Origin of the sequence: Photorhabdus noenieputensis (assembly GCF_018448935.1) — a bacterium.
GTDB classification, from domain to species: domain Bacteria; phylum Pseudomonadota; class Gammaproteobacteria; order Enterobacterales; family Enterobacteriaceae; genus Photorhabdus; species Photorhabdus noenieputensis.
The window spans coordinates 85876-111617 of the sequence record NZ_RCWC01000006.1 but is presented as its reverse complement, the minus strand read 5'-3'; the positions used below and the strand labels follow the sequence as shown (position 1 = coordinate 111617).

The following is a 25742-nucleotide window of genomic DNA, read 5'->3' as shown; positions in this document are numbered from 1 at the left end:
TAGATCAATTTTAGATTCTGATAAGATAGGTTTAATAATATATCCATCTTTATTAAATTGTAATAATTAATCTTTATTTGGCATATTTACTAACCTTAAGTAATTAAAATTATTTTTATATTGAGAAATAATTTTCTGGAGTGTGATTATTGAGGAGTTTAAAAATGATTTTTATTATTCTTTCTTTTCCGGTCTTTATATCTAAACACATTGTTTGTCTATGAATTTTCAATCTGGTTTCATAATTAAATATTTTTATAATAGAATTTATAAAAACATCATCAGAAATATTATTATGTAAACCTAATTTGAAAAAACCTACTGTATTAGAAAAATGATGCAAATTTTCTCGTTTGTTTGCAGAAATTGATATAGATGGAATACCTAATGCGGCTAGTTCATATACTGTTCTTCCATTAGAACTGATTGTAATATCAGCAGCCAACATATGTTGGGACATACCGGTCTTAATATTATTTATCCATTGAATATTTTTATAATCTCCAAAATTTAAGAAATAATTTAATTCTTGGGTAAAAGGATAAGCCGGGCCTGTAATAACTTTTACTATAATACGTGGTTTTCACTGCGGTTTTCTGCCCTTTTCGCATCCAGCCATAAGCGAGTTTGGTCCCCTGCGTGGGATGGACGCCATCAATGAACAGGATAGGCTCATGGTCTCCGGCTTCCTGCTTGAGTTTCCCGTAGGTTTCCATAAAGGCCCGCTGCTGCTCCGCGTTGAACTTGTGTGGCACGCCGGTCGGTTTTTTATAAGAAAAACCCTGACGGTGTAGCCATTTATTCATGCCGGGAATGCTAAAGGTAATCTTCCAGAGCTGAGCAATATAGGCCACGATTTCATGGGTGTGATGGAAAAGATGTTGAGATAAATGATTGATTAAAAAATCAGTTTGTTCTCGGGAAAGCAAACTATCAGACCCTCCATTGTCAGATTTAAGTTTACCTTGATTAAGGTAATCACTGATATGGCGGTCAACGGTGGTCTGATGGAGTCGCAATGCCTGGGCGATCATCACAGAACTCCACCCTTCAGAAGCCAGAAGGATAGCTTTTATTCTGTCTCGTACCTGACCATCACGAGTGGTGTCGTGAAGACGTTCAAGTTTGACTTTTTGTTCTGATGTAATAAATATTTTCATAGCGAGGATAATGATCTCCATTTCGGATAAAATCAAGCATCTTCAATGATTACGGGTATAGATCATCAGTTTACTCAGTTAGCGTTGGAAAACCAAAAAGATATGTTGGCTGCTATGGATGGTGATAAAGAGGCTTTAATTCGTGTGGAAGCTCGTCAACAAGCCGCGTTAGCAGTTATGGATTATATTCCTGTCATTGGTGCAGCGAAAGGATTTTATGATGCAGAGAAATTGGAAGATTATCTTCTTGCTACGCTCAGTGTTATTCCTAGTGGGAAGTTATCAGTAAAAATCATTGAAAAACTTAAAGTTGCGGTTAAAGCTAAAAATGCCCCTGAAACAAGGATATTGTTGAATGAAATTAAGCGTGATATTAGTAAGTCAGGAACAGTATGGGATTCTATAAAAGCAACACAGCCTGCAATTCCTGGAACATCAATACCAAAATCGTTTGAGATGACGGTAAATGGAAAAGTTGTATGGGTTAACCCAAATGCAACCAAGCATATGGAGGAATATCTAACGCGTAATGGATTGTCACACAGCACAACAGAAGGGAGCCAAGCTATGTTGTCAAGTCTTCAACATGCGATCAAGAATGCATCATCTCAAGGTTTGAAGTTTAATGAAAAAATGCAAGTAGGTCGTTGGGAGTTAATATTTAGTCAGCGATCTACAGATCCTTATCCAGTATTAAAACATGCGTTGTATAAATAATGATGCTGAAAATAATCAAGCCAGTAAATGATCAGGAAGTAATCATTAATATTGATGGTTACACACCTATTGATATCCAATTAGTTGATAATATAAACGAAACTCCTTTATATTGGAGAGTTGGTGATGATAAGAAGAGTTTATTAGAGTTTGCTATTTTGCCTAGTAATGGCAGAATTGCAGCGATTACTTTGGTTATAATTGATCCAGAGTTTATTCAATATGCAGATGATTATCTTATTGAATCATATGAAAGTAAATGTGGTTTTCCTATAGTTGATGTGAATATATGGAGATTTACTGAAAATAATGATTTTAATCATCGTTTTATCGATGAATTCAATTGTGTGATTAAAGCATTGATTTATCAAGAATCTATAATGTTGGTCATAAAAGAGAAATGTATGTTATCCAGTTGGATTAAATGTAGCAACTCTTTGTGGTTGGGATTGGACGATGATGAAAATATTGTAAGTGTTCTAATAAGAGGATTATCAAAAGAAGATATCAATAATTTCTTTAATTCTATTAGTTAGTGTATATCAAGCTAATTTTATCTTGGATTGATATGCGATATTGCTATGTAGTAAAAATGGGTAACATCGGTTTCCATACCGATGTTACCAAATATATATTTTTTTATTACCTTAGATAGTCTTTGTGTTGTATTAGGAAATTTTTTACTGCTTACTGGATCTATCCAATGGAGTCTTGCGATTGAAATAGTATGGGTATCCTTTTGAGGATTTTGTTGCTACGCAAATGCCAGCAGGTTCTCGGTTGCCTGAAAGGTTTAAGACTTTTGATTTTTATGATGAAAAAACAGGTTTGGCTACCAGTGTAAAAACATTGGATACACGTACTGCTTCAAAAATTAAAAATCCAAAACAACTGTATATTTCCATAAAAGGAAATATTGATGATACCATTCGTTTCATTGATGAAACAAAAGCAGGTGTAAATGTCACTGCTAACATGATATCTAAGCGTGAAGTGAGAATTGCAATACCTAAAACTACCACTCCTGACCAATGGGAGCAAATCAACCGAGCCATTACTTATGGTGCAGAGAAAAATGTAAGTGTCAAAATTACGGTGGTGAAATAATGAGTGAGATTTTTAAACGATGGCGGAATGCCAGATGTGTATTTAATGGTGATTTTTATTCAATAACAAGTTATTCGGGTTATCGTTCACTGAATTTAGACCTTTTAGGGGGTAACCATATGTTATCTCCTGATACTTCTGATGAAAAATTAGGGGGTGCAGTTTTTAATGCTCTTTCTAAAAGTCGATTTATTCCCTATGAGAGTCTTGGTGATTTTTTAGACAATGAAAAAAGAAAAGAACGGTATGATCAGTGGGTTACAGAGATGATGGGATTTCATCGCTATCGCTCAAGACGTCAGTTATTTAAGAGAATGAACAGTTGTAATATTTGTTTATTAGATGGTGTCATAACTATTAAACCTTATGGTCATGAAAAACTTGAGCTTTGGACAGGGCAAGGTATTGTCGAGTCAGATTATGTCATCATTCCGGCAGACAGTTCTCCTGAGGAAGTTGGTTCGGCATTACGACTGGCTTTTTCTCGTTGTAGGAGTTATGTTTGACGATAAAGTAGCAGTTTGTTTTTACATTAATTATTCATGATCTTTGATTTAGAGAGTTAATTAAAGTGGACACGTAATAGCTATTATGTGTCCGCTAATTATCTCAAAAAGATTCAAATAGTTATTAAATGAGCCTTACCGTTAAAATTACAGTGGTGAAATAATGAATATAGATTTTGATCAAGGACTGAATGCGAGTGCCAAATTTAATGGTGATTTTTACTCTGTTAAAACTTATTCTGGGTATCGCCTGCTTAAAGCTGATCCTCAAAGTCACGAACATGTTCTATCTCCCGATGTGGCTGATAGCCAATTGGGTAGTGCCGTTTTAGATTCACTTTCTAAAAGTCGGTTGGTCGATCCTGATGATGATTTTTTCGACAGCGAAAGGGCAGATGAACGATATAAAGAGTGGATTGAGCATTTAATGAAAGTTTACAATTACCGTTCAAAACGTCAACTATTTAAGAAGATGAACAGTTGTAATATTCAGTTGTTAGATGGTGTGATAACTATTAGACCTTCTGGTCATGAAAAACTTGAGCTTTGGACAGGGCAGGGTATTGTCGAATCTGATTATGTCATTATTCCGGCAAACAGTTCCCCTGAGGAAGTTGGTGCGGCATTACGGCTGGCTTTTTCACGTTGCAGAAGTTATGTTTGACAATAAAATAACAATTTGTTTTTACATTGATTATTCATGATCTTTGATTTATAGCGTTAATTAAGGTGGACACGTAATCACTATTATGTGTCCGCTAATTATCTTAAAAAGATTCAAATAGTTATTAAACGAGCCTTGCAGCCAAAATTACGGTGGTGAAATAATGAGTGAGACTTTTAAACGATGGCGGAATTCCAGATGTGTATTTAATGGTGATTTTTATTCAATAACAAGTTATTCGGGTTATCGTTCACTGAATTTAGACCTTTTAGGGGGTAACCATATGTTATCTCCTGATACTTCTGATGAAGAATTAGGTGCTGTGGTTTTTAATGCTCTTTCTAAAAGTCGATTTATTCCCTATGAGAGTCTTGGCGATTTTTTAGATAATGAAAAAAGAAAAGAACGATATGATCAGTGGGTTACAGAGATGATGGGATTTCATCGCTATCGCTCAAGACGTCAGTTATTTAAGAAGATGAATAGTTGTGATATTCGTTTGTTAGATGATGTCATAACTATTATGCCCTATGGTCATGAGAAACTTGAGCTTTGGACAGGAAAAGGTATTGTAGAATCTGATAATGTCGTCATTCCGACAGATAGTTCCTCTGCGGAAGTTGGCTCAGCATTACGACTGGCTTTTTCGCGTTGTAGGAGTTATGTTTGACGATAAATAAGCGGTTGTTTTTACACTAATTGATCAATATCTTTGATATTAATAAGGTATAAGATGAACAAGAATGACATATATATAAAGATGCTAGCATTAGCATTACCTTATATAATAAACATACAAACTCATAGTAAAAAAGTGAAAGGAAGGGATATTTCATGTTATTTTGAAGCAGAATTAATTCATAACTTGTACCATTCTATTCTTGATGAAAATTTTCAATAGCATGATATTTATTTCTTAAATCATCAGGCCAAATATTATTATGAGAATTGTAATGAAATTATTTCACCAAATTATAATCAGCATTTATCTTGTATTAAGGATTTATTTGCTATGATCCCTGATAATTTAAAAGATAAATTAATCTGGTCGGGGCCATGAGTGGAGTTACCATTATGATTGATATAAATTATATTTATATTCGACACTGATAAATATAAAATAACTGTGGTTCTCTACTTTAAATATATAAAGTGGAGATTTATGTTCCAGGATAAGAAAAAGATTTGTTTTTTACGGTATTAAAATATTAATTAGGTAAATGATGATGAAAATAGTAAAATTAGAAAATATTCAGAAAGTAATCATCAATATTGATGGTGACACACCTATTAATATTCAATTAGTTGATAATATAAATGAAACTCCTGTGTATTGGCGAGTTGGTGATGATAAGAAGAGTTTATTAGAGTTTGCTATTTTGCCTAATGATGGCGGAATAGCCACAATTATTTTGGTTGCAATAGACACTGATTTTGTTCAATATGTGGCTAATGACTTTATTGCATCGAATAAAAATAAATTTGGCTTTCCTATAGTTGATGTGAATTAATGAAAATAATAATTTCAGCCATCGTTTTATTGATGAGTTTAATTGTGTGATTAAAGTAGATATTTATCAGGAGGCTATTAGGTTGATAATAAAAGAGAAATATAAATTATCCAGTTGGGCTAAATGCAGTCATTCTTTGTGGTTAGGACTTGATGATGAGGGAAATATTATTAGTGTCCTAATAAAATAATTATCGAAAGAAGATGTCAATAATTTCTTTAATGCTATTTCATGAGTAATCTCTGCACTAAAATAAATCTCATTATCAGGATGTCTCAAAATATCAAGTATTTAGCCTGATAATTTTTTAGGTTCAATTAAATACCAAAGAAGAATATGTGTATCTAAGAGAAAGCTTATTTACTTGTCTTCTCCTCCAGATATAGCTTGAATTTCTAGATCATATTTGGAAAACTCTTCTTCTATCGGTACTGACATTTTGCCTGCCAATGTACCAATTGGTCTGAGTTTCTTTGAGGATTCGCCAAATACGCCGATTGGTTTTTTATCAGGTGAAAAATGAGTGATTTTAGGATGTTTAGACACAGTTTTCATATGGTTTTTCATAATTAAACACTTAACTTAAATAAGATTCTAAAATAGTGCTACATCTTATACCACTCATAATTCCATATATAACAATGGGTTGAAGAAGGCTATGTGTAGCAGAATTATGAAACGCTATTTAATTTCAATCAATATCTTAATAGATGTTAATTTAGAACAGTTAAATAAATATAGCAACTTTATTTATCAGATATTTGTCTGATAGAGAATTAAGTAATAATAGCAGACTCATTCATTATTAGTTTCCGGCCTGAATACCACCCGTGAATTATGTAGCCTACGAATAATATCGAAGACAAAGTTATAACTAAATGGAAAAGCATTAAAACTGATTAAAAAGAAGTTAATAGAGGGTTTAAGATCATTTATATCCTAAAGATTTCAAGATGCATCGCGACGGCAAGGGAGTGAATCCCTGGGAGCATAGGTAACTATGTGACTGGGGTGAGCGAGTGCAGCCAACAAAGAGGCAACTTGAAAGATAACGGATATATTAACATCCGAGGTAGATTGATATAGTCAATGCTGGCTTGATGAAATGTGATTTAGTGGGCTTTTTGTCCAGAATATTTTTTTGTCACCAGAAATTTGGTGAATTGATCATCAAATCCACAACATTTATAATCAATACATATCAACATTGAAGGTGGTGGGATATGAAGAGACAAGTGAAAACAATGGCTCTCCCAGCGATGACAGCGGCGTTATTGGCGTCTCTGGCTCCTGTTCCGGCTAAAAGTACCGTTCTGCCGATGACGGTCGTTGAAATACAAAAATCGGCAGGTTTGATATCTACATTGACATTTAACCTGAAAAATGAACAGGTTTTTCTGCCTTTGTCAGAGGCAACTGCTTACTTGCAAAGTCTGAATGAGTACACGCGAAAGTCGTTATCTGAAGCTATCGCTCATCGTGTTGCTAAGGGGAGTGGTGAATTGTTTTCAAATTCAGTACGCATAAGAAAATTAGCCAATGACAACATTGAATATTGCATGAGGATAAAAGAGGCAATACGTATCGTTCTGTCATCTGATAATCTGAGTAAGAATTTTCCAGATCCGTCTCAGCGAGAAATATTTCGGGTGAATATTGTGAAGTTCGGTCGAGCAATAGCGAACTCTGAATATACTGCGTGTGATATTCTTTCGGCTATTGAACAAAGCCTGCCTCCGACAAAGACATATCATCCTGATAATTTACCTACTTCTAGAGAAGTTAAATTGATGATATTAGCAGAACATAAAAACCTTGGTCTGTCAGAGCCGGAATTTTTATAATGGGAGTCAGTGTTACTGTTCATAAAGATGTTGAATTTCATGAGGTTGCAATAGTTTATGCAAAGTTGTTAGAGCATTGGAAAAGGACGGCGTTATTACCTTCTGTATTTGGCCGGGATGGTCAATGGGAACATAATAGCAGAACCTTAGATTCAAATATCTATAAATTGCATATTAGGATGCCAGATGAAATACCGTGGGAAAAATATAAGCCACAGATTGATCGATGTTCGGATAATTATTTAGTGTATGTGCAGCATTGGATGGATAGTAAGAGTTTTCAGGTGATAAGTATTATGAGCCCAAAGGCTCACGAATTAGCAAAGACGTCATTTCTTACAGAGCTTGAGCGTAGGGCTGAGGAGTTCCATTCCATCTAAATTACTATATAACCTGCTGTTAATAAATTAAAAGCCCTTATAAATTCGGAGATTCTTTGTCCATGCTATCAGGGTGTGGATATTCGTATTCATTATTGAGTGTTAGTTTTTAAAATAAATACTAAAGCTCAATTTCAATATCACTAAGCGGATGACAGCAGCAGGGTAAAATTTCTCCTTCATTAACAAAAGCCAGCGGTTTGCGCCGATAGCCGACTTTGCCTTTTATCAATTTGACACGGCAGGAGCCGCAATAACCTTCGCGGCATTGGTATTCAGCTTGAACTCTGCCTTGTTCCAGTGCTTCTAGCAGGCTGTTATGCAGCTTGGGAGAGCTGTAGATATGATAACCCTGCATACCATGCAGGGTTACTTTATAGCTTGTCATCAGAGTTCAAAATCACTCAGGTCGTCAGGGTTAACTTCAGCATCAATCTGACCAACCAGATATGAACTGACTTCAACTTCTTGCGGCGCGACTTGAACGTTATCAGACACCAGCCAGGCGTTAATCCACGGAATCGGGTTAGAACGCGTTTCAAATGGCAGTTTCAACCCGACAGCTTGCATGCGGATGTTAGTAATGTACTCAACATATTGGCACAAAATATCTTTGTTCAAGCCAATCATGGAACCTTCGCTGAACAGGTAGTCTGCCCACTCTTTTTCTTGTTCCGCCGCCTGAACGAACAGGTCATAGCACTGTTGTTCACACTCTTTGGCGATTTCTGCCATTTCTGGATCGTCTTGACCAGAGCGCAGCAGATTCAGCATATGTTGTGTGCCGGTCAGATGTAGTGCTTCGTCACGGGCGATCAATTTGATGATTTTTGCATTACCTTCCATCAATTCGCGTTCAGCAAAGGCAAATGAACAGGCAAAACTGACGTAAAAGCGGATCGCTTCCAGCGCGTTAACGCTCATCAGGCACAGGTACAGTTGCTTTTTCAGTTCACGCAGGCTAACGGTGATGGTTTTGCCGGCAATCTGATGCGTGCCTTCACCAAATAACTGGTAGTGATTAGTCATCTCAATCAGATCATCGTAATAAGCGGAAATGTCTTTCGCCCGTTTCAGAATCTCTTCATTGGTGACAATATCATCAAACACAACAGCCGGATCGTTGACGATATTCCGAATGATGTGAGTGTAAGAACGTGAATGAATCGTTTCAGAAAAAGACCAAGTTTCAACCCAGGTTTCCAGCTCAGGGATGGAGATCAAGGGCAGAAAAGCCACGTTCGGGCTGCGGCCCTGAATAGAGTCCAGCAGCGTTTGATATTTTAAGTTACTGATAAAAATATGCTTTTCATGGTCAGGCAGCGCATTGTAGTCAATACGGTCGCGAGACACATCAACTTCTTCCGGGCGCCAGAAGAAAGAGAGCTGTTTTTCGATCAACTTTTCGAAAATCGGATATTTTTGCTGGTCATAACGGGCTACGTTTACCGGCTGACCAAAAAACATCGGTTCCTGTAACTGGTCGTTTTTTACTTGTGAAAAAGTGGTATAGGCCATAACTTCCTCAAATTAAATCTTACACGCGCCGCCTTCACAATCGGAATCAGCAGATTCCACGACTTCTTCCAGGTCATCCTGAACGTCTTCCGCACCATCACGGGTATTGTGGTAATACAACGTCTTCACACCATATTTGTAAGCGAGCAACAAATCTTTCAGTAGCTGATTCATCGGCACTTTTCCACTTGGGAAATGTGTCGGATCGTAGTTGGTATTGGCAGAGATCGACTGATCGATAAATTTCTGCATGATACCAACCAACTGCAAGTAACCGTCATTGCCCGGCATTTGCCACAAGAGTTCATAAGCGCCTTTCAAACGCTCATATTCCGGGACAACTTGGCGCAAAATGCCATCTTTTGACGCTTTGATGCTGATGTAACCACGAGGCGGTTCAATACCGTTGGTGGCGTTAGAGATCTGGGAAGAGGTCTCTGACGGCATCAAAGAGGATAAGGTTGAGTTGCGCAGACCATACTGTTTGATCTCGTTGCGCAATGCTTCCCAGTCATAGTGCAACGGTTCATTGGTCAATGTATCCAGCGCTTTTTTATAGGTATCGATAGGTAGGATACCTTTAGAATAGGTGGTTTCTTTAAACCACGGGCAAGCGCCTTGCTCTTTCGCCAGTTCATTAGAGGCTTTCAACAGGTAATACTGGATAGCTTCAAATGTTTTGTGAGTCAGGTTGTTAGCGCTGCCATCGGAATAACGCGCGCCATTTTTTGCCAGATAGTAAGCATAGTTGATAACACCAATGCCTAATGTACGGCGACCCATTGCCCCTTGTTTCGCCGCAAGGATAGGGTAGTCCTGATAATCGAGCAGGGCATCAAGGGCACGGACCGCCAGAATCGCCAGTTCTTCCAGCTCATCAAGATTTTCAATTGCCCCCAGGTTGAATGCGGACAAGGTACACAGCGCGATTTCACCATTTTTATCATTGATATCATTCAATGGCTTGGTTGGCAGTGCAATTTCCAGACACAGATTTGATTGGCGCACCGGGGCGACTACAGGATCAAATGGGCTGTGAGTGTTGCAGTGGTCTACGTTCTGAATATAGATACGGCCGGTAGAAGCACGCTCTTGCATCATCAGGGAGAAGAGATCAACCGCTTTCAGACGTTGCTGACGGATATTGCTGTCTTGCTCATATTTGGTGTACAAGCGCTCAAATTCATCCTGATCGGCAAAGAAAGCATCATATAGCCCTGGAACGTCGGATGGGCTGAACAGAGTAATCTCTTCACCTTTGATCAGGCGTTCGTACATCAGTTTGTTAAGTTGTACGCCGTAGTCCATGTGACGAACACGGTTCCCTTCAACGCCACGGTTGTTTTTCAGTACTAACAGGCTTTCAACTTCCAGATGCCATAATGGATAGAACAGTGTAGCGGCACCACCACGAACGCCCCCTTGAGAACAGGATTTGACCGCGGTCTGGAAATGCTTATAAAAAGGAATACAGCCGGTATGGAAGGCTTCACCATTACGGATTGGACTTCCCAAGGCGCGAATACGGCCCGCATTGATACCAATACCAGCACGTTGAGAAACGTATTTCACAATGGCGCTGGAAGTCGCGTTAATGGAATCCAGGCTATCGTCACATTCAATCAGCACGCAGGAGCTAAATTGACGAGTAGGGGTGCGTACACCGGCCATGATTGGGGTTGGCAGAGAAATTTTAAACGTCGAAGCCGCGTCGTAAAAACGGCGAATGTAGTCCAGACGTGTCTCTTTCGGATAACTGGAGAACAAGCAAGCCGCCACCAGAATATAGAGGAATTGGGCGCTTTCATAAATTTCACCGGTAACGCGATTTTGGACCAGGTATTTACCTTCAAGTTGTTTGACCGCCGCGTAGGAAAAGTTCATATCACGCCAATGGTCAATAAACTCGTCCATTTGTTCGAATTCTTCTTTCGAATAGTCTGCAAGCAAATGCTTGTCATATTTGCCCATTTTCACCATACGGGATACATGGTCATAGAGTGCGGGTGGCTCGAATTGACCATAAGCTTTTTTACGTAGGTTGAAAATTGCCAAGCGAGCGGCCAGATACTGATAGTCAGGTGCGTCACCGGAGATAAGATCAGCGGCAGCTTTGATCATCGTCTCGTGAATATCCGAGGTTCTGATACCATCGTAAAATTGGATTTGGGAACGCAGTTCTACTTGTGATACCGAGACATTTTTCAGTCCATCGGCTGCCCAGTTAACAACCCGGTGGATTTTCTCAAGGTCAATTCGTTCTTTGTGGCCATCACGCTTTGTTACTAGCAGACTATGGTTCATGGACAGGCATACCTTACATTTACTTTCAAATTCGCTCCCACCTGCTTTGTGTCTTTGACTTAGACCAAAACATAACCCTCTCAGTGGCGGAAAAACCAACGAGAGAGTAGTGGTAATGGAATGTTAAGGAACACAATATGTAGGGGGTACACTAAATAATGACAACAAGATAATGTTAAAATCAGCTTTTATCAAGTGCACAAAAATACGGATTCTTGTGGATAACTTGAGGACTAAAATTTATTAAAAAGCCGGAAGCCTGCATCATTACTAGCGGTTGCTCTGACAGAAACACCGGCAAAAATGAGTAAAAAAATTCCTGAAAATGTGATTTATTTGCCGCTTTATTAATCTGTCAGATGAATATGTCAGACATACTGAGTGTGTAACATATAATTGACGTCTACATTATGACCAAGGCTAAATTTATCCGTTAGTGGATTATAATGCAGGCCGATAATATGCTTTTCCCGCAGGGGTGTTCTGTCAATCCAGCCTATCAACTCTGACGGCCGGATAAATTTCTTCGCATCATGGGTTCCCTTCGGTACCATTTTTAGAATGTATTCCGCGCCGATTACCGCCATAAGCCAAGCTTTTTTGTTGCGGTTAATGGTAGAAAAAAAGACGTGTCCGCCGGGTTTTACCAACTGAGCGCAAGCACGAACGACCGATTGTGGATCTGGGACATGTTCCAACATTTCCATACAGGTGACGATATCATAAGCCTGTGGATATTTTTCGGCGTGGTTTTCTACTGTTTCCTGTACATAAGTCACGGGGATACCGGTTTCAAGGGCGTGCAGTCTGGCAACTTGAAGCGGTTCCGTACCCATATCCAGTCCGGTCACTTCTGCCCCTTCACGGGCCATACTTTCTGACAAAATACCGCCACCACAGCCCACATCTAAGACTTTTTTACCGAAAATGCCGCCAGAACGCTGCAAAATATAGTTCAAGCGTAGCGGATTAATTCGGTGCAGTGGCTGAAATTCACCTTCCAAATCCCACCAGCGAGAAGCAATCGCTTCAAATTTCTCTATTTCCTGTTGATCAACATTGTTTGGGATGGAAGGGGTTTTGATGTTCATCAGCGGTTGTCGCTCCTTAAACTTTCTTTAAACAGGCGGATTTACTCCGTTCTGCCAGGGTTTACTCAGTTCTGAGCCGGGTTTACTCAGTTCTGAGATAGTATACACGGCTTAATTTTTAAATACCCGTATCTGATTTTTATAAAACTGTTGGTTTGTGGTATAGTTCTAAACCTTTGAATTCGGAATGTATGAGGGATAGTGGGCTCCATGAGCGACATTGCCAGAGAAATCACCCCGGTCAATATCGAAGAAGAGCTGAAGAGCTCATATCTGGATTATGCGATGTCTGTAATTGTCGGGCGTGCACTACCAGATGTTCGAGACGGACTAAAGCCGGTACACCGTCGCGTACTTTATGCCATGAGTGTACTGGGAAATGATTGGAATAAACCCTACAAGAAGTCTGCCCGTGTTGTCGGGGACGTGATCGGTAAATACCACCCACATGGGGATAGCGCAGTCTACGACACGATTGTTCGTATGGCTCAGCCGTTTTCCCTGCGCTATATGTTGGTTGATGGTCAGGGTAACTTTGGTTCAGTCGATGGAGACTCAGCCGCCGCTATGCGTTACACCGAAGTGCGTATGGCGAAAGTTGCCCATGAACTGCTGGCGGATCTGGAGAAAGAGACTGTCGATTTTGTGCCAAACTATGATGGTACAGAACAGATCCCGGAAGTGATGCCAACGAAAGTACCAAACCTGCTGATCAACGGTTCTTCCGGGATCGCAGTGGGTATGGCAACTAACATTCCTCCTCATAACTTATCCGAAGTTATTGATGGTTGTCTGGCTTATATTGAAGATGAAAACATCAGCATTGAAGGGCTGATGCAGTATATTCCTGGCCCAGATTTCCCTACTGCTGCGATTATTAATGGTCGTCGCGGTATTCAGGAGGCTTATCGGACTGGTCGCGGTAAAATTTATATCCGTGCCCGTGCGGAAATTGAAGTTGATGAGAAGAATGGCCGTGAAACGATTTTAGTGCACGAAATTCCTTATCAGGTCAATAAAGCCCGTCTGATTGAAAAAATTGCCGAATTGGTGAAAGAGAAACGCATCGAAGGGATCAGTGCGCTGCGTGACGAATCAGATAAAGACGGCATGCGGATCGTGATTGAAGTGAAGCGGGATGCGGTGGGGGAAGTGGTTCTGAACAACCTCTACTCCCTGACTCAGCTTCAAGTTTCTTTTGGGATCAACATGGTGGCCCTGCATCAGGGGCAGCCGAAGCTGCTGAATCTGAAAGATATTATTTCAGCTTTCGTATGCCACCGCCGTGAAGTGGTCACTCGTCGTACCATCTTTGAATTACGTAAAGCGCGTGACCGGGCCCATATTCTTGAAGCATTAGCTGTCGCACTGGCGAATATTGATCCTATCATCGAACTTATCCGTCTTGCTCCGACGCCAGCCGAGGCAAAAGCTGCATTAGTCGCTAAGCCGTGGGAATTAGGCAGTGTCGCTGCCATGTTGGAACGGGCCGGTGATGACGCCGCTCGCCCTGAATGGCTGGAACCACAATATGGGGTGCATGAAGGTAAATATTATCTGACCGAGCAACAGGCTCAGGCCATTCTGGATCTGCGTTTGCAGAAATTGACTGGTTTGGAGCATGAAAAACTGCTGGATGAATATCGTGAATTGCTGACATTAATCAGCGAGTTGCTGTTCATTCTGGAAAATCCTGAGCGCTTGATGGAAGTGATCCGTGAAGAGCTGTTGGCGATTAAGTCGCAATACAGCGATGCTCGCCGCACTGAAATCACGGAAAATACGGCTGATATCAATATCGAAGATTTGATTAATCAAGAAGATGTTGTTGTTACGCTGTCACATCAAGGGTATGTCAAATATCAGCCGTTGTCTGACTATGAAGCGCAGCGCCGTGGTGGTAAAGGTAAATCCGCAGCGCGTATTAAAGAAGAAGATTTTATTGACAAGCTGTTGGTTGCCAATACTCACGATACGATCCTCTGCTTCTCCAGCCGTGGCCGCCTGTACTGGATGAAGGTTTATCAATTACCGGAGGCTAGCCGTGGTGCGCGTGGTCGTCCGATTGTTAACCTGTTGCCGTTAGAGCAAAATGAGCGAATTACGGCGATTCTGCCGGTGCGTGAATATGAAGAAGGGCTGTATGTCTTCATGGCTACAGCCAGTGGGACCGTGAAGAAAACCGCGTTGCAAGATTTCAGCCGTCCGCGTAGTGCGGGTATTCTCGCCGTTAATCTCAATGAAGGTGATGAGCTGATCGGCGTTGACCTGACTGACGGTAACAACGAAGTTATGTTGTTCTCCGCGGAAGGGAAGGTTGTTCGTTTTGAAGAGGAAGCTGTTCGTTCAATGGGGCGTACGGCTACCGGTGTACGTGGTATCAAACTGAATGGTGAAGATAAAGTTGTTTCTCTGATTATCCCACGTGGAGAAGGAGAAATTCTGACTGTCACTGAAAACGGTTATGGTAAACGTACCGCTGAAAGCGAGTATCCAATCAAATCCCGTGCAACGCAGGGGGTTATCTCGATTAAAGTCAGCGAACGTAATGGTAACGTGATTGGTGCAATTCAGGTTGAACCAACCGATCAGATAATGATGATTACTGATGCTGGTACGTTAGTGCGTACAAGGGTATCTGAAGTCAGCGTTGTTGGCCGGAATACTCAAGGTGTAACACTTATTCGTACCGCTGAAGATGAGAAAGTTGTCGGTTTGCAGCGTGTTGCTGAGCCTGAAGATGATGAAGAGGAGCTGGCGGCGGAAGGGGAAGAATCGAAAAGTGATAACACCGATTTACCTGATACTAACAGCAGCGAGTCAGTTGATCCGGTTTAAGTGAAGATATTTTTTACTTAATCAAGAAACAGGTACTTCGGTGCCTGTTTTTTTAAAGGGATTTTTATTGATATTGAAATATGCGATCGATGGGTCTTTGTAATCTTTAAACTCTGGTATATCTTGTCGTTAATGACGTTGAATGATGCCGGTTTTTATTAGGTAACCTTTTGAGATATCTTTCTTCTTTTCGTACATCGCTAAAAATATCCCGTTATCTTTTCCGGGTGCTTGGCTTAATGTTGTGGGCGTTAGGCGCTTTATTAACAGCTTTTTACCTGGTTAATATCTTTAATGAAGTCAAGTCGGATATTCGGCAAGAATACAATGCTAATTATGATTCCACACTCTCTTATGTGCGTCATACAGCAAGTATTCTGCGGGATATCCAATATATGACAGAGAAGCATTTACTGAATTCTAATGGAAAAAATGCTATTTTTGATTTTCCACATAATAGCCCGGCGTTTTCTTATCATCCTTTGAACCAAAGCGCTGACTGTCGTACTTTTCGCAACAACACTCATAGTTATTTAAATTCGTTGAATAACCTTATCTTCTATTGGAAAGATAATCTTGCGGCACCTCAGGGGTTGAATCAGGTTTTCCTGGTGGGCACACAAAGTATGTGTATGGTGAATTTTTCTATCCGTAATACCTCGACTGAACCTGATACGCTGAAAAAAATAGTTTATGAAAATTCACGCAGACTTATCAGCTTGAAGGAGCAAGGTAAAGAGCGAAATGTTTATTGGGTTATACCTGGCGCAAGATCTGATAGCGGTCATCTCTACGTACTGGCACCGGTATATGTCAATGGTCAGATGGTTGCAATGATAGGCATTGAACAATTCATCAGATTGGACTCTTTTATTCAAAGACAAGATCGCCCAATTTCAATAACGTTATTGAATCGCAGTAATCAACCTGTGTTGCACTATCCAGCAAATGATGACTATAAACTTCATTATGCCGATTATCAGTTGGAAGCGCCCTATTTTGGCTATGATGATAATTTTACTGATTTATTGTTAAAACGCCGATTAATGCCATCTTCATTCAGTATCATCTATGCGCTGCCGCTGAAAACTATTTTTGAGGGTTTTAAGCTACAGATTATTAGCAGTATTGTGCTTAATGTGTTATCTGCCTTTGTCATCATCGTTCTGGTGTATCTGTTTGAGCGGAAAATGTTTGCTCCGGCGGAAGAGAATGCAATTCGGCTAGAAGAACATGAGCAATTTAATCATAAAATTGTCGCTTCAGCACCGGTTGGGATCAGTATATTGCGGGTCAGTGATGGGAGTAATATTCTGAGTAATGAGTTGGCCCATAATTATTTAAGAATGTTAACCCATGAAGATCGGGAACGTATTATTCATATTATTTGTGACAGAACCAGCAGTTATGTTGATGTCGTAACCAGCAATAATCATCATCTACAAATCAGTTTTGTTCATTCCCGTTACAGGAATGAAGAGGTGGCGATTTGTGTTCTGGTTGATATTAGCGTCCGTGTACGGATGGAAAAATCATTACAGGAGATGGCGCTGGCATCGGAACAGGCTAACTATTCTAAATCTATGTTTTTAGCTACCGTCAGTCACGAGTTGAGAACGCCGCTTTACGGTATTATTGGCAACCTGGAGTTATTGCAGGCGCATTCGTTGTCTGCTGAATCTATTCGTTTGTTATCAACGATGAATAATTCTTCAGCGTTGTTGTTAAAAATTATCAGTGATATTCTCGATTTCTCAAAAATTGAATCAAAACAGCTTAAAATTGAGTCTAGAGAATTTTCCTGTCAGGAAGTTATCTCACATGTTATTTCTAACTACCTGCCGTTAGTGGTGAAAAAACCGTTGACCTTGTATTGCTATATTGAACCGGAGGTGCCGGATTATATCTGCAATGATCCGGTTCGATTACAACAAGTTATATCTAATCTGTTAAATAATGCGATTAAATTCACTAATACTGGATGTGTGGTTATACATGTGACGGTTGATAGAGATTATTTATACGTCAGAATAAAGGATACGGGCGTCGGCATTTCTGATAAAGCGCTGGTTCAGTTGTTTGATCCATTTTTCCAGATCATGCCCAATACGGAAAGTTCATCTCAGGGAACGGGACTTGGTCTGGCGATTTGTGAAAAACTTATCAATCTGATGGATGGTGATATTGAAGTCATTTCACAACCACAGATAGGGAGTATGTTTTCTATTCGCTTACCTTTATATGGTGCGAAATATAGGCCAAAAACTCAGTTGATAAATGAGTATCAGCGAAGAATCATCTTGGCTATACGTAATCTTTATCTGGAGGAATTTTTACAGCGTTTTCTGGTTCATCATGGCTTACACGCTATTTTACATAGTGGGCAAAGTACAGATGGTAGTGAAATTATTATCAGTGATTTCCCTGATGCCGTGACTTCCCCGGTATATGGTTATATTGAGTTATCGACGGACTATATTGGCTCACCGGAGCAAATTAGAGAAAACTATTGGTTACATAATACTTATCATTTACATGATTTGCCGGTAATGGTTGAGCGGCTGATTTCATCGAATCATAATGTGGTATTAAATACCGCGCCACCTGTTTTTCAGACAAATACTCGGTTTAATACTATTATGGTTCTGGTGGTGGATGATCATCCTATCAACCGTCGTTTATTGGCCGATCAATTGAAATCCATCGGTTTTCAAACAGCGATGGCAAATGATGGATTAGATGCATTGGAATATTTGAAGAAAGGGGGGATTGATATCATTCTGACGGATGTCAATATGCCTAATATGGATGGTTATGCGTTAACAATGTACTTGCGGAATGATGGGTGTAAGCTGCCGATTATTGGTATTACGGCAAATGCGTTGGCAGAAGAAAAACAGCGCTGTATTGATGCAGGAATGAATGATTGTTTGTCTAAACCTGTTTCTTTGGTGACGCTTAGACAGGTGCTGACGGAGATGATTTAAGACGATGATTTATAAAACAATATCCGGTACAAACAAAATGCCCGGCATCAACAAATAGTTACCGGGCATCAGGACGACTTTCATATTAAAATAACGAATGGTATCTACTGAACATTATCGTTTGTATCGATAGTGACAGAAGCAAGGTAATTGAGTAATGCAATATCGTTATTTACTCCCAGTTTTACCATAGCCGATTTTTTCTGACTGCTGATAGTCTTGACACTGCGCTTGAGTTTTTTGGCAATGTCGGTTACCAAAAAGCCTTGGGCAAATAGACGTATAACTTCACTCTCTTTTTGTGATAATGGCTTATCTCCATAGGGGGTTTTCGTCACTTTTTTCAACAGCTCAGAAACGCTGTCTGGCATAAATCTTTCCCCTTGATTCAGGGCCGTCAATACATCAGGTAAATCTGTTGGTGCTCCTTGTTTTAGGACAATGCCTTCAATATCAAGTTCGAGTACGGCACTTAAGATTGCGGGATTATTGTTCATGGTTAAAACAATGATTGATAGTCTGGGATAATGGCGTTTGATGTATTTAATCAAATTGATTCCATCGCCGTATATGTCGCCAGGCATGGACAGATCAGTGATCAATACGTTTGCTTTAATACAGGACAGATTGTTGATCAATGTGGTCGAGTCTTCCGACTCAGCGACAACGTTGATCCATTCAAGCCGCTCAAGTGATTTGCGGATGCCAAACAGGACAATTGGATGATCATCAGCAATAATGACGTTAAGGTTATTCATCTATTAGTTACCCTGCTGCAATAGCCTTTTGGTGAAAGATTCAATACGGCTAATGCTATTCTTAATCTCTATTTCGTTACTGTCTGTTATGTGTTGTTCCAGTGTTTCGCAAGAAAGTTTGAGGAGTTCTAGGTCTAACATAGCAAAGACGCCTTTCAGGCGATGTGCTGTTTGCGAAAGCGATATCAGATCATATTGTTCTATATCAGTATACAGCTTATTAATATCTATCGGTACTGTCTCGACAAATAATTGTCGGTAATCGCTATCAATGAGCTGTTTTTGATAACTATTTATGGCATTGCCAAAATCGTAATCACTGCTTTCATCGTTAAATGCTGACATTTCCGCATTTGCATTAAACTCGTTAAAACTGAAACTTCTCTCAATTAATAACGAAATGGCATTGATAACCGCTTCACACAGATTGTAGTTACACCTAATATAGTCAGGTTTTATCTGCTCAAAACCGGCCAGATTATCTGCCAGTAATATAGTCGATTTTGCCGAATCGTAGGGTTTATCGGTCAACATGATATCGTATTCTCGATTCATATTTTCTTGCTTTTTATCGAAGTAAACAGCGCCATAATGATGCAGATGATTTTGCACAATCTTACGGATTTCCGTATTGCTGATATCCAGCAAGGCAGTAATATCTTCCAGTAACGGCGGGCATTGGTCTTGGCCGATTATTAAGGGTAGACTGATAGCATAGTGCGTACCCAGGTTGGGTTTGCTGTTTATAGTAAAATGACCATTTAATTTTCTGCATAGTTGGTTGCATAGATAAAAGGTCAGCCCTGAATTGGATTTATATTTATCACCTGTGGATTTGCTTAAAAATGGATAATTCAAATTTGTTAAATCTGTTGAATTAAGTCCAGCCCCTGTATCTATAATTTCGATTTGAATTTGCTCTTTGTATTCCTGGGAATAATTAACGATGAGAGATATTTTGCCATAAGATGTGAGCGTGATTGCATAATTGACTAACATCAGGACGATCTTACTGATGGCAGAGCTATCGCCAATAAATAGTGATTCAGGATTAATATTACAATGATAATAATAATTCAATCCTTTATTATTCATCTTAGGAAACACTTTTTTAATAATATCTTCTAAAATGATTGATAATGAAAACGATTCATTTTTTGCTTGCCATTCACCAGATTCTAATTCATTGAGTAATGAAATATTCTCGATCCAGTCGGATATATATTCGGATTTAGTTAATAAATTATCGACGATACGCACACTATTTTCTTCTGTGAGAATTTGTTTCAGTTGGTAAGCGATATGATCTAATTCCTTTATTGGTTGTTTTAACTCAGAACGAATGTTGGTCAACATAAAACGCCGAGCTTGTACACTCTTATCGTGTTCCAAGTGAGCAAGTTGTAGACGCCTGCTAATTAATGCTTCCTGATCTTTATCTTGCAGTAAAAACAGATAAGTTTCCGGCAACAGGCGAATGCTGTACATTTTAATTTCATAGACTGAATCATCAATTGATGTCTGGATGATGCCATGATGTTGCTTTGCCATCATCTTAATTTTATTTAAATCGACATTCGGCAACAGATGATCGGCAATGTTATTGCACATAATTATCTGATTTACCGAAAAATCGTAAATCAATAGGCCAATCGGGATATTAGAGATAATATCGTGACTTAACGCATCCTTGACTTGTAATTCGTGGCTCATAAGGGCGTTTGGCGCGATATATTTTCTACGAATGTAGATAAGCCCACCTAAAGAGAGGATAATAAATACTGAATCAGCCAGTAACAACCAGATGTTTCTGTATAACAAATCGATTAGCAAATCTTTGAGTGATATTCGATACAACAGTTTGTATTGCGTACCTTTGAGTGCTTGAGAAAATTCGAGCCAGAAACCATTCTGTGAGATATTAACTTTATTGATTTCATGAAGAGGTTGTTCGTCATCCGACAATAAACTGAAATTTGCTGCGGCCATATCAATAGGAAGAAGATGGCAAATAGGTAAATCGAAAGCGATAACTGTCGCCAATTGACCCGGTGAATTGAATGTTGCCCGGTAAGTATAAAAATAGATATTTGCGCCATTTAACTTACGGATTGATGAAATATTTTCCCGTTCATCTAACGCGGTGGATTGCATCAGCATTTCTGAACGTTTTGATTCGGCAGTAAGTGTTAAATAACTTTCTTTAAATCGCAGTTCTGGTTTAAGAATAGAGTGAGTTGTTATCAGAAACAGACTGTTGTCTTTACCATTCAGATAGTACATGGAGTTGTATTCATTGCGAGTGCCCCACAAAATTTCCATATAATTGGAGAGGCGTTGTGCCAACTCTACACTTGCAGCGCTATGGTGACCAAAAATAATCGTGTCGATAGTTTGATAACGGTTCTCAAGCCAGTAAACATCAGGTCGTAACTTCATCGGTGTGACGAATTCTTGTGGTCTAAAAGATGAACTATTGGCTTGTTTAAAGATAGAGTTAGCGTGGTAACGATAATCTTCTATCTGTAATACTATTTTGGTTGCAACACCATTTAGCGCATACTTTTTCCCCATTAGCCAGGCATTGAAGTAGTTATAACTGTATAAAAACAGAGAAACAAAAAGCAGAATAATGAACAGACCGTAGTAACGGTTTATGGTTGATGAATTAATAGAAAATTGTTTGTTATACATTCGTTGAGTAAAAGCCTTAATAATTGCTTGGCTGTTTAGCGAGCTCGTTAAATTGGTGAATCTTATGATTCGATCTATTTAGGCTAATTTTAGCAGGATCGGGGCTGGAAAGGATATTATAGATTGAGGATTGAGCGAACAGTAAAAAAATCACATAATTTTTACGATAGAGACTAGACATATTATCGTGTTAAGAGCATAATCCTGCGCCAAGGAAGGATGGCCGAGCGGTCGAAGGCAGCGGTCTTGAAAACCGCCGATGGGAAACCATCCTAGAGTTCGAATCTCTATCCTTCCGCCAAATAGTGACCCTACGCACAGAAGTGCGTGGGGTTTTTTCATTTGTATATACCATTCAGATAATAATTAATCCATTTTCATAACAATAAGATGGTTATCGTCTATTGAGCGGCAAATGATGGGAATGAAAGCTCGCAGCCCGGTTGACCTGAAATCTATCAATTTCCAATGAATAAAAGTGTGTACAGTGGTTTCTGGGGGCGAGTTGTGTCCGTAATTTATGGTGTATCCACGATTTATTGACAAGAATGGTTTTTCAGGACGGATTCTTGTTCAATAAAACCGTGGAAATGATAAGAAATTAAACTTTTTTAATTGGATTTGAACAGCATAGTTACAGCGGTTACGAACATAATGACAGCCGCGCCTTTAAATAAAATCCGTTGTGCTCGTTGGCTTGATAACAGATGTCGAATACTGAGAGCGCCGAGAATAAATACAGCCCCTACGCTGAATAAGACAAGAACTGTCAGTGGTACTAACATGAGTCCCCAGTTTTGCAACGAGATAGATTCCATGTTAATGACCAAGGGTAATAGTGCGAGATAGAAGGCAATTGTTTTGGGGTTACTTAACGTTAGAGTGAGACCAGATAGCCAGGCCGCAGCCAACTCTTTTTTCTTAATCGGTTGGTCTTCACCAATGGATTGATGATCGGCAAACCAGAACTGCCACGCCAGATAACCCAAATACAATGCGGCACCCCATCTCACCACAGCAAATAAGGTGTCAAAACTGTGCGCGATAATAGACAAGCCAAAAACAGCAAAGGACAAATAAGTTAGATCACCAATAATCAGGCCAAACAACACACTAAATCCCGCTAATGCGCCACTACTCACACTTCTGGCAACCAATGCTGCCATTCCCGGGCCTGGTATCGCCGCAGCAACAGTCAATGCCGCTGTATAGGTTACTATTTGTGACACTTCCAGCATATCTTTCCTCTCAAAATAACACTTTGAAGTAACAGAACATAAAAATGTCACTTGCGTATGCAAGTGACAAGTAAGGACTCTTTATATACCCGTTATCTTTCAAGTTGCCTCTTTGTTGGCTGCACTCGGTCACATAGTTATCTATGCTCCCGGGAATTCACTCCCTTGCCGTCGCGATGCATCTTGAAATCCATAGGGTATAGACAATAACGACATTTTTCTAATGCTGAACGTCTTAAGTCTGGCATATTTTCATTCAAAACAGTTAAGACATTTTTATTAGTTGTCGAATGACTTCCCGAGAAAATACCATATCTTGAACAGCCAAACCAACGGATTGAAAGATAGTCACACCCTGATCGCACAAATTGGAATGAGATTGAGAAACGGTACCAATTTCTATCCCAATATCTGACCCGTTAATAATACCTTTCTCCCTTGCCTTAATAACAGATTGAGAGGCGGCAAGTACTGATTCATTGGAATCAGTAAATAGGGTTGTATTGCTATACATATCTTCGCTAAGTTCTTGAAACCCCAAGGCCGAAGCGCCAATGGCATTGACATGACATTTAACCGGTAACTCTTTTCTATTGAGTATAGGGGCACGCGATGCTGTGGTTGTGCAAATGATGTCACTATTGAGTACAGCCTCAGCAGGTGAGGCTTTGATCGAAATGGGAAGATTGAGTGTTTTATCACACCATGAGGCAAATTCACGGCATCTTTCTGCATTACGACCCCATAAAGTGACTTCTTTAATCGGGCGTACATATAACATGGCTTGCAGATGTGCTTTTGCTTGTAAGCCAGTGCCAAGTATCGCCAACCGGCTGGCATCCTTTGCGGCAAGCAGATGGGTTGCATAGGCAGAGGCGGCGGCTGTGCGAATTTCTGTGATAGCGCCGGCATCTACCGCTGCAATCCCTGAAACTCCCGGTTCGTCGTAAACTAACACACTACCGATGTGTGAAGGTTTATCGCTGTTGCTTTGAAACCTCACTACCACCGATTTTAGCCCAAACCCTTTGTATGGCCCTTCCTTAATATAAATCGGCATGGTGCCCATTAAGCCGTCTTCTCCTTTAACGATATTGCGTAAAGGTTGTTCTACTTTTCTCTCCGATTGCAATTTAAATGCTATTTCACTTAGCTTAAGACTAAGTTCCATCGTCAAATAACGTGCAACGGTTTCTTTATCGACATAAAGCATATTGATGCCTTTCAATATCAGTTAAAGGTCGCCCAGCTTGAATTTATCATCAATTTCAGTTCCGGCAATACTATTGAGAATTGTAGACATATTCTTTTGAGAAACGCCTAACACAACGTCCAACATACTTTGTTTGCTGAAACCACGGCTTAAAAATAGATCAATAACATTTCTTTTCAATTGCCCCCGGCAGTAAATAACCTCTGTGGTAAATTCACGCAGTGCCAATAATCGTGGGGAGAGATCGTCGGTTTTTTCAATCAATGCTTTAACCGTTTTTTTGTCTACACCATTATGAATTGCAATAAAAGCGTGTGCTTGAATTGTATAATTACAACCATTTTCTATGCCGGTTGTAATCCACACTACAGCTTTTTCCTCTTCATTCAATGAACTATCAATAAATAGGTCGTGTGCTCGTTGATAAGCGGCTAATAGTGAAGGGGATTCTGACATATAACCACTTTGGTTAGGTACCCAGCCGAAGTCATTAATAGAACTTTGAAGTAATTTTTTACTTTTTTCAGGTGTGGTAGTAATGGTGTGTAGCGTAAGTAAAGACATAATAACCTCTGTATATTGAAATTTTAAAAAGATCTATATATTTGCCTATTTTAAAGCAATATTAGCTTTTATGCGGCTGTAAATACTGACCAAAGCATTTGAATTGGTCGAATATGAGAAATAAATTTTAAATTGTGTAATTTTGCCGCCACTTCGGTCGTGAGTGCGGCATCTACCTCTGAATTGGCGACTGCTTTTGCCGCTGAACTGGTTGAGTCTTTAAAAATGATATCTGCAATTCTTAGATTATCAGGCAACAACTCTGGGATTAAAGCCTTTGGTGCCGGATGAGTTGCAATGACGATATTATCTGTAGTTAATTCATCACGAATAGCGATACCGTAATTAGGCGTGTAGTTTAAAAATGCGGATGACAAGTTAAACCTGTTATCCATATAAAACTCACTGATATTGTAATAAGCATTGGCTACCACCAATGCCTGACAGTTATTTAAAATAATTTGATTACTTGCTTCTTCATAAGTATTACACAAAACAATCTGGTAACTTCTGGCGACGTTATTTTTAATAGCAAATTCACCAAAACGAATAGCGGATTGTTCACTACTTGTGCCTGACGGGCCTAAGGTAGCAATATTTAGAACATCAAATGTATCTTTGTAGAAACTAAAAAAAACACATTCCATG

22 protein-coding genes, 1 tRNA gene and 3 pseudogenes are annotated in these 25742 nt (G+C 39.5%); 13 read left to right on the top strand and 13 right to left on the bottom strand.

Going from position 1 to position 25742, the window contains the following annotated elements:
- Positions 1-115 precede the first annotated feature (115 nt).
- Positions 116-559: a hypothetical protein gene (locus tag EAE91_RS06880; RefSeq protein WP_247983036.1), complete on the bottom strand. Its 444-nt coding sequence runs from the start codon at positions 557-559 to the stop codon at positions 116-118.
- Positions 560-575: 16 nt separating this feature from the next.
- Positions 576-1160: pseudogene (locus EAE91_RS06875) on the bottom strand (IS630 family transposase); the annotation flags it as partial.
- 45 nt (positions 1161-1205) lie between these two features.
- On the opposite strand from EAE91_RS06875, the gene EAE91_RS06870 reads away from it, so the two are divergent.
- From EAE91_RS06870 to EAE91_RS06840, 8 genes and pseudogenes are all read left to right on the top strand, one after another.
- Positions 1206-1877 (top strand): hypothetical protein, encoded by a 672-nt coding sequence (locus tag EAE91_RS06870; protein ID WP_214087827.1) that lies wholly within the window; start codon positions 1206-1208, stop codon positions 1875-1877.
- Positions 1877-2413 carry a hypothetical protein gene (locus EAE91_RS06865; RefSeq protein WP_214087826.1) on the top strand — a complete coding sequence of 179 codons (537 nt, stop codon included), beginning with the start codon at positions 1877-1879 and terminating at the stop codon, positions 2411-2413. Before EAE91_RS06870 ends, EAE91_RS06865 begins: the two co-directional genes overlap by 1 nt.
- Positions 2414-2618: 205 nt before the next feature.
- A pseudogene (locus EAE91_RS06860) lies at positions 2619-2984 on the top strand (endonuclease toxin domain-containing protein); the annotation flags it as partial.
- Entirely contained in the window at positions 2984-3490 is a 507-nt protein-coding gene (locus tag EAE91_RS06855) for a contact-dependent growth inhibition system immunity protein (protein ID WP_214087825.1), read from the top strand. The pseudogene EAE91_RS06860 and the gene EAE91_RS06855, both read left to right, overlap by 1 nt.
- A gap of 163 nt (positions 3491-3653) precedes the next feature.
- Positions 3654-4154: a contact-dependent growth inhibition system immunity protein gene (locus tag EAE91_RS06850; RefSeq protein WP_214087824.1), complete on the top strand. Its 501-nt coding sequence runs from the start codon at positions 3654-3656 to the stop codon at positions 4152-4154.
- Positions 4155-4317: 163 nt separating this feature from the next.
- Positions 4318-4824 carry a contact-dependent growth inhibition system immunity protein gene (locus tag EAE91_RS06845; RefSeq protein WP_214087823.1) on the top strand — a complete coding sequence of 169 codons (507 nt, stop codon included), beginning with the start codon at positions 4318-4320 and terminating at the stop codon, positions 4822-4824.
- Positions 4825-4887: 63 nt separating this feature from the next.
- Positions 4888-5214: pseudogene (locus EAE91_RS24105) on the top strand (zinc ABC transporter substrate-binding protein).
- Between the two features lie 166 nt (positions 5215-5380).
- Entirely contained in the window at positions 5381-5665 is a 285-nt protein-coding gene (locus EAE91_RS06840; protein WP_214087822.1) for a hypothetical protein, read from the top strand.
- A gap of 360 nt (positions 5666-6025) precedes the next feature.
- On the opposite strand, the gene EAE91_RS06835 is transcribed toward EAE91_RS06840, so the two are convergent.
- Complete coding sequence (locus tag EAE91_RS06835; protein WP_214087821.1) at positions 6026-6232, bottom strand: hypothetical protein; 207 nt, start codon at positions 6230-6232, stop codon at positions 6026-6028.
- A 656-nt stretch (positions 6233-6888) separates the two neighbouring features.
- On the opposite strand from EAE91_RS06835, the gene EAE91_RS06830 reads away from it, so the two are divergent.
- On the top strand, positions 6889-7509 hold the full coding sequence (locus EAE91_RS06830) for an iron-sulfur cluster assembly scaffold protein SufA (protein WP_214087820.1): 621 nt from the start codon (positions 6889-6891) through the stop codon (positions 7507-7509).
- Positions 7509-7889: a type II toxin-antitoxin system YafO family toxin gene (locus EAE91_RS06825; RefSeq protein WP_110087293.1), complete on the top strand. Its 381-nt coding sequence runs from the start codon at positions 7509-7511 to the stop codon at positions 7887-7889. The genes EAE91_RS06830 and EAE91_RS06825 overlap by 1 nt, the downstream gene beginning before the upstream one ends.
- A gap of 121 nt (positions 7890-8010) precedes the next feature.
- Here EAE91_RS06825 and yfaE read toward each other — a convergent pair whose 3' ends face one another.
- From yfaE to ubiG, 4 genes are all read right to left on the bottom strand, one after another.
- Entirely contained in the window at positions 8011-8277 is a 267-nt protein-coding gene (gene yfaE, locus EAE91_RS06820) for a class I ribonucleotide reductase maintenance protein YfaE (RefSeq protein ID WP_036811868.1), read from the bottom strand.
- Entirely contained in the window at positions 8277-9407 is a 1131-nt protein-coding gene (gene nrdB, locus EAE91_RS06815; protein WP_036781046.1) for a class Ia ribonucleoside-diphosphate reductase subunit beta, read from the bottom strand. Before nrdB ends, yfaE begins: the two co-directional genes overlap by 1 nt.
- 12 nt (positions 9408-9419) lie before the next feature.
- A complete protein-coding gene (nrdA, locus tag EAE91_RS06810; protein WP_214087819.1) occupies positions 9420-11711 on the bottom strand; it encodes a class 1a ribonucleoside-diphosphate reductase subunit alpha in 2292 nt (763 codons plus the stop codon).
- A 368-nt stretch (positions 11712-12079) separates the two neighbouring features.
- On the bottom strand, positions 12080-12802 hold the full coding sequence (gene ubiG / locus EAE91_RS06805) for a bifunctional 2-polyprenyl-6-hydroxyphenol methylase/3-demethylubiquinol 3-O-methyltransferase UbiG (RefSeq protein ID WP_214087818.1): 723 nt from the start codon (positions 12800-12802) through the stop codon (positions 12080-12082).
- A gap of 210 nt (positions 12803-13012) precedes the next feature.
- Between ubiG and gyrA the strand changes: the two genes are divergently transcribed.
- Positions 13013-15640, top strand: coding sequence for a DNA topoisomerase (ATP-hydrolyzing) subunit A (gyrA, locus tag EAE91_RS06800; protein WP_214087817.1), 2628 nt, complete (start codon positions 13013-13015; stop codon positions 15638-15640).
- A 170-nt stretch (positions 15641-15810) separates the two neighbouring features.
- A complete protein-coding gene (gene rcsC, locus EAE91_RS06795; RefSeq protein WP_214087816.1) occupies positions 15811-18627 on the top strand; it encodes a two-component system sensor histidine kinase RcsC in 2817 nt (938 codons plus the stop codon).
- A 104-nt stretch (positions 18628-18731) separates the two neighbouring features.
- On the opposite strand, the gene rcsB is transcribed toward rcsC, so the two are convergent.
- Together rcsB and rcsD are read right to left on the bottom strand one after the other, a co-directional pair.
- Positions 18732-19385, bottom strand: coding sequence for a response regulator transcription factor RcsB (gene rcsB / locus EAE91_RS06790; RefSeq protein ID WP_214087815.1), 654 nt, complete (start codon positions 19383-19385; stop codon positions 18732-18734).
- Positions 19386-19388: 3 nt separating this feature from the next.
- Complete coding sequence (gene rcsD, locus EAE91_RS06785; protein ID WP_214087814.1) at positions 19389-22079, bottom strand: phosphotransferase RcsD; 2691 nt, start codon at positions 22077-22079, stop codon at positions 19389-19391.
- A gap of 213 nt (positions 22080-22292) precedes the next feature.
- Here rcsD and EAE91_RS06780 point away from each other — a divergent pair.
- A tRNA-Ser gene (locus tag EAE91_RS06780) sits at positions 22293-22380 on the top strand.
- Between the two features lie 310 nt (positions 22381-22690).
- On the opposite strand, the gene EAE91_RS06775 is transcribed toward EAE91_RS06780, so the two are convergent.
- The 4 genes from EAE91_RS06775 to EAE91_RS06760 form a co-directional block, all read right to left on the bottom strand.
- A complete protein-coding gene (locus EAE91_RS06775) occupies positions 22691-23317 on the bottom strand; it encodes a LysE family translocator (RefSeq protein WP_214053801.1) in 627 nt (208 codons plus the stop codon).
- Positions 23318-23582: 265 nt separating this feature from the next.
- Positions 23583-24530, bottom strand: coding sequence for an ornithine cyclodeaminase family protein (locus tag EAE91_RS06770; protein ID WP_244868705.1), 948 nt, complete (start codon positions 24528-24530; stop codon positions 23583-23585).
- Between the two features lie 21 nt (positions 24531-24551).
- A complete protein-coding gene (locus EAE91_RS06765; protein WP_214087813.1) occupies positions 24552-25094 on the bottom strand; it encodes a carboxymuconolactone decarboxylase family protein in 543 nt (180 codons plus the stop codon).
- Positions 25095-25162: 68 nt separating this feature from the next.
- On the bottom strand, positions 25163-25741 hold the full coding sequence (locus tag EAE91_RS06760) for a prephenate decarboxylase (protein WP_214087812.1): 579 nt from the start codon (positions 25739-25741) through the stop codon (positions 25163-25165).
- Position 25742 lies beyond the last annotated feature (1 nt).

Coding starts and splice junctions, on each gene's coding strand:
- EAE91_RS06870 (WP_214087827.1), top strand. CDS start 1,206: ATGATTACGGGTATAGATCATCAGTTTACTCAGTTAGCGTTGGAAAAC.
- EAE91_RS06865 (WP_214087826.1), top strand. CDS start 1,877: ATGATGCTGAAAATAATCAAGCCAGTAAATGATCAGGAAGTAATCATT.
- EAE91_RS06855 (WP_214087825.1), top strand. CDS start 2,984: ATGAGTGAGATTTTTAAACGATGGCGGAATGCCAGATGTGTATTTAAT.
- EAE91_RS06850 (WP_214087824.1), top strand. CDS start 3,654: ATGAATATAGATTTTGATCAAGGACTGAATGCGAGTGCCAAATTTAAT.
- EAE91_RS06845 (WP_214087823.1), top strand. CDS start 4,318: ATGAGTGAGACTTTTAAACGATGGCGGAATTCCAGATGTGTATTTAAT.
- EAE91_RS06840 (WP_214087822.1), top strand. CDS start 5,381: ATGAAAATAGTAAAATTAGAAAATATTCAGAAAGTAATCATCAATATT.
- EAE91_RS06835 (WP_214087821.1), bottom strand. CDS start 6,232: ATGAAAAACCATATGAAAACTGTGTCTAAACATCCTAAAATCACTCAT.
- EAE91_RS06830 (WP_214087820.1), top strand. CDS start 6,889: ATGAAGAGACAAGTGAAAACAATGGCTCTCCCAGCGATGACAGCGGCG.
- EAE91_RS06825 (WP_110087293.1), top strand. CDS start 7,509: ATGGGAGTCAGTGTTACTGTTCATAAAGATGTTGAATTTCATGAGGTT.
- yfaE (WP_036811868.1), bottom strand. CDS start 8,277: ATGACAAGCTATAAAGTAACCCTGCATGGTATGCAGGGTTATCATATC.
- nrdB (WP_036781046.1), bottom strand. CDS start 9,407: ATGGCCTATACCACTTTTTCACAAGTAAAAAACGACCAGTTACAGGAA.
- nrdA (WP_214087819.1), bottom strand. CDS start 11,711: ATGAACCATAGTCTGCTAGTAACAAAGCGTGATGGCCACAAAGAACGA.
- ubiG (WP_214087818.1), bottom strand. CDS start 12,802: ATGAACATCAAAACCCCTTCCATCCCAAACAATGTTGATCAACAGGAA.
- gyrA (WP_214087817.1), top strand. CDS start 13,013: ATGAGCGACATTGCCAGAGAAATCACCCCGGTCAATATCGAAGAAGAG.
- rcsB (WP_214087815.1), bottom strand. CDS start 19,385: ATGAATAACCTTAACGTCATTATTGCTGATGATCATCCAATTGTCCTG.
- rcsD (WP_214087814.1), bottom strand. CDS start 22,079: ATGTATAACAAACAATTTTCTATTAATTCATCAACCATAAACCGTTAC.
- EAE91_RS06775 (WP_214053801.1), bottom strand. CDS start 23,317: ATGCTGGAAGTGTCACAAATAGTAACCTATACAGCGGCATTGACTGTT.
- EAE91_RS06770 (WP_244868705.1), bottom strand. CDS start 24,530: ATGCTTTATGTCGATAAAGAAACCGTTGCACGTTATTTGACGATGGAA.
- EAE91_RS06765 (WP_214087813.1), bottom strand. CDS start 25,094: ATGTCTTTACTTACGCTACACACCATTACTACCACACCTGAAAAAAGT.
- EAE91_RS06760 (WP_214087812.1), bottom strand. CDS start 25,741: ATGGAATGTGTTTTTTTTAGTTTCTACAAAGATACATTTGATGTTCTA.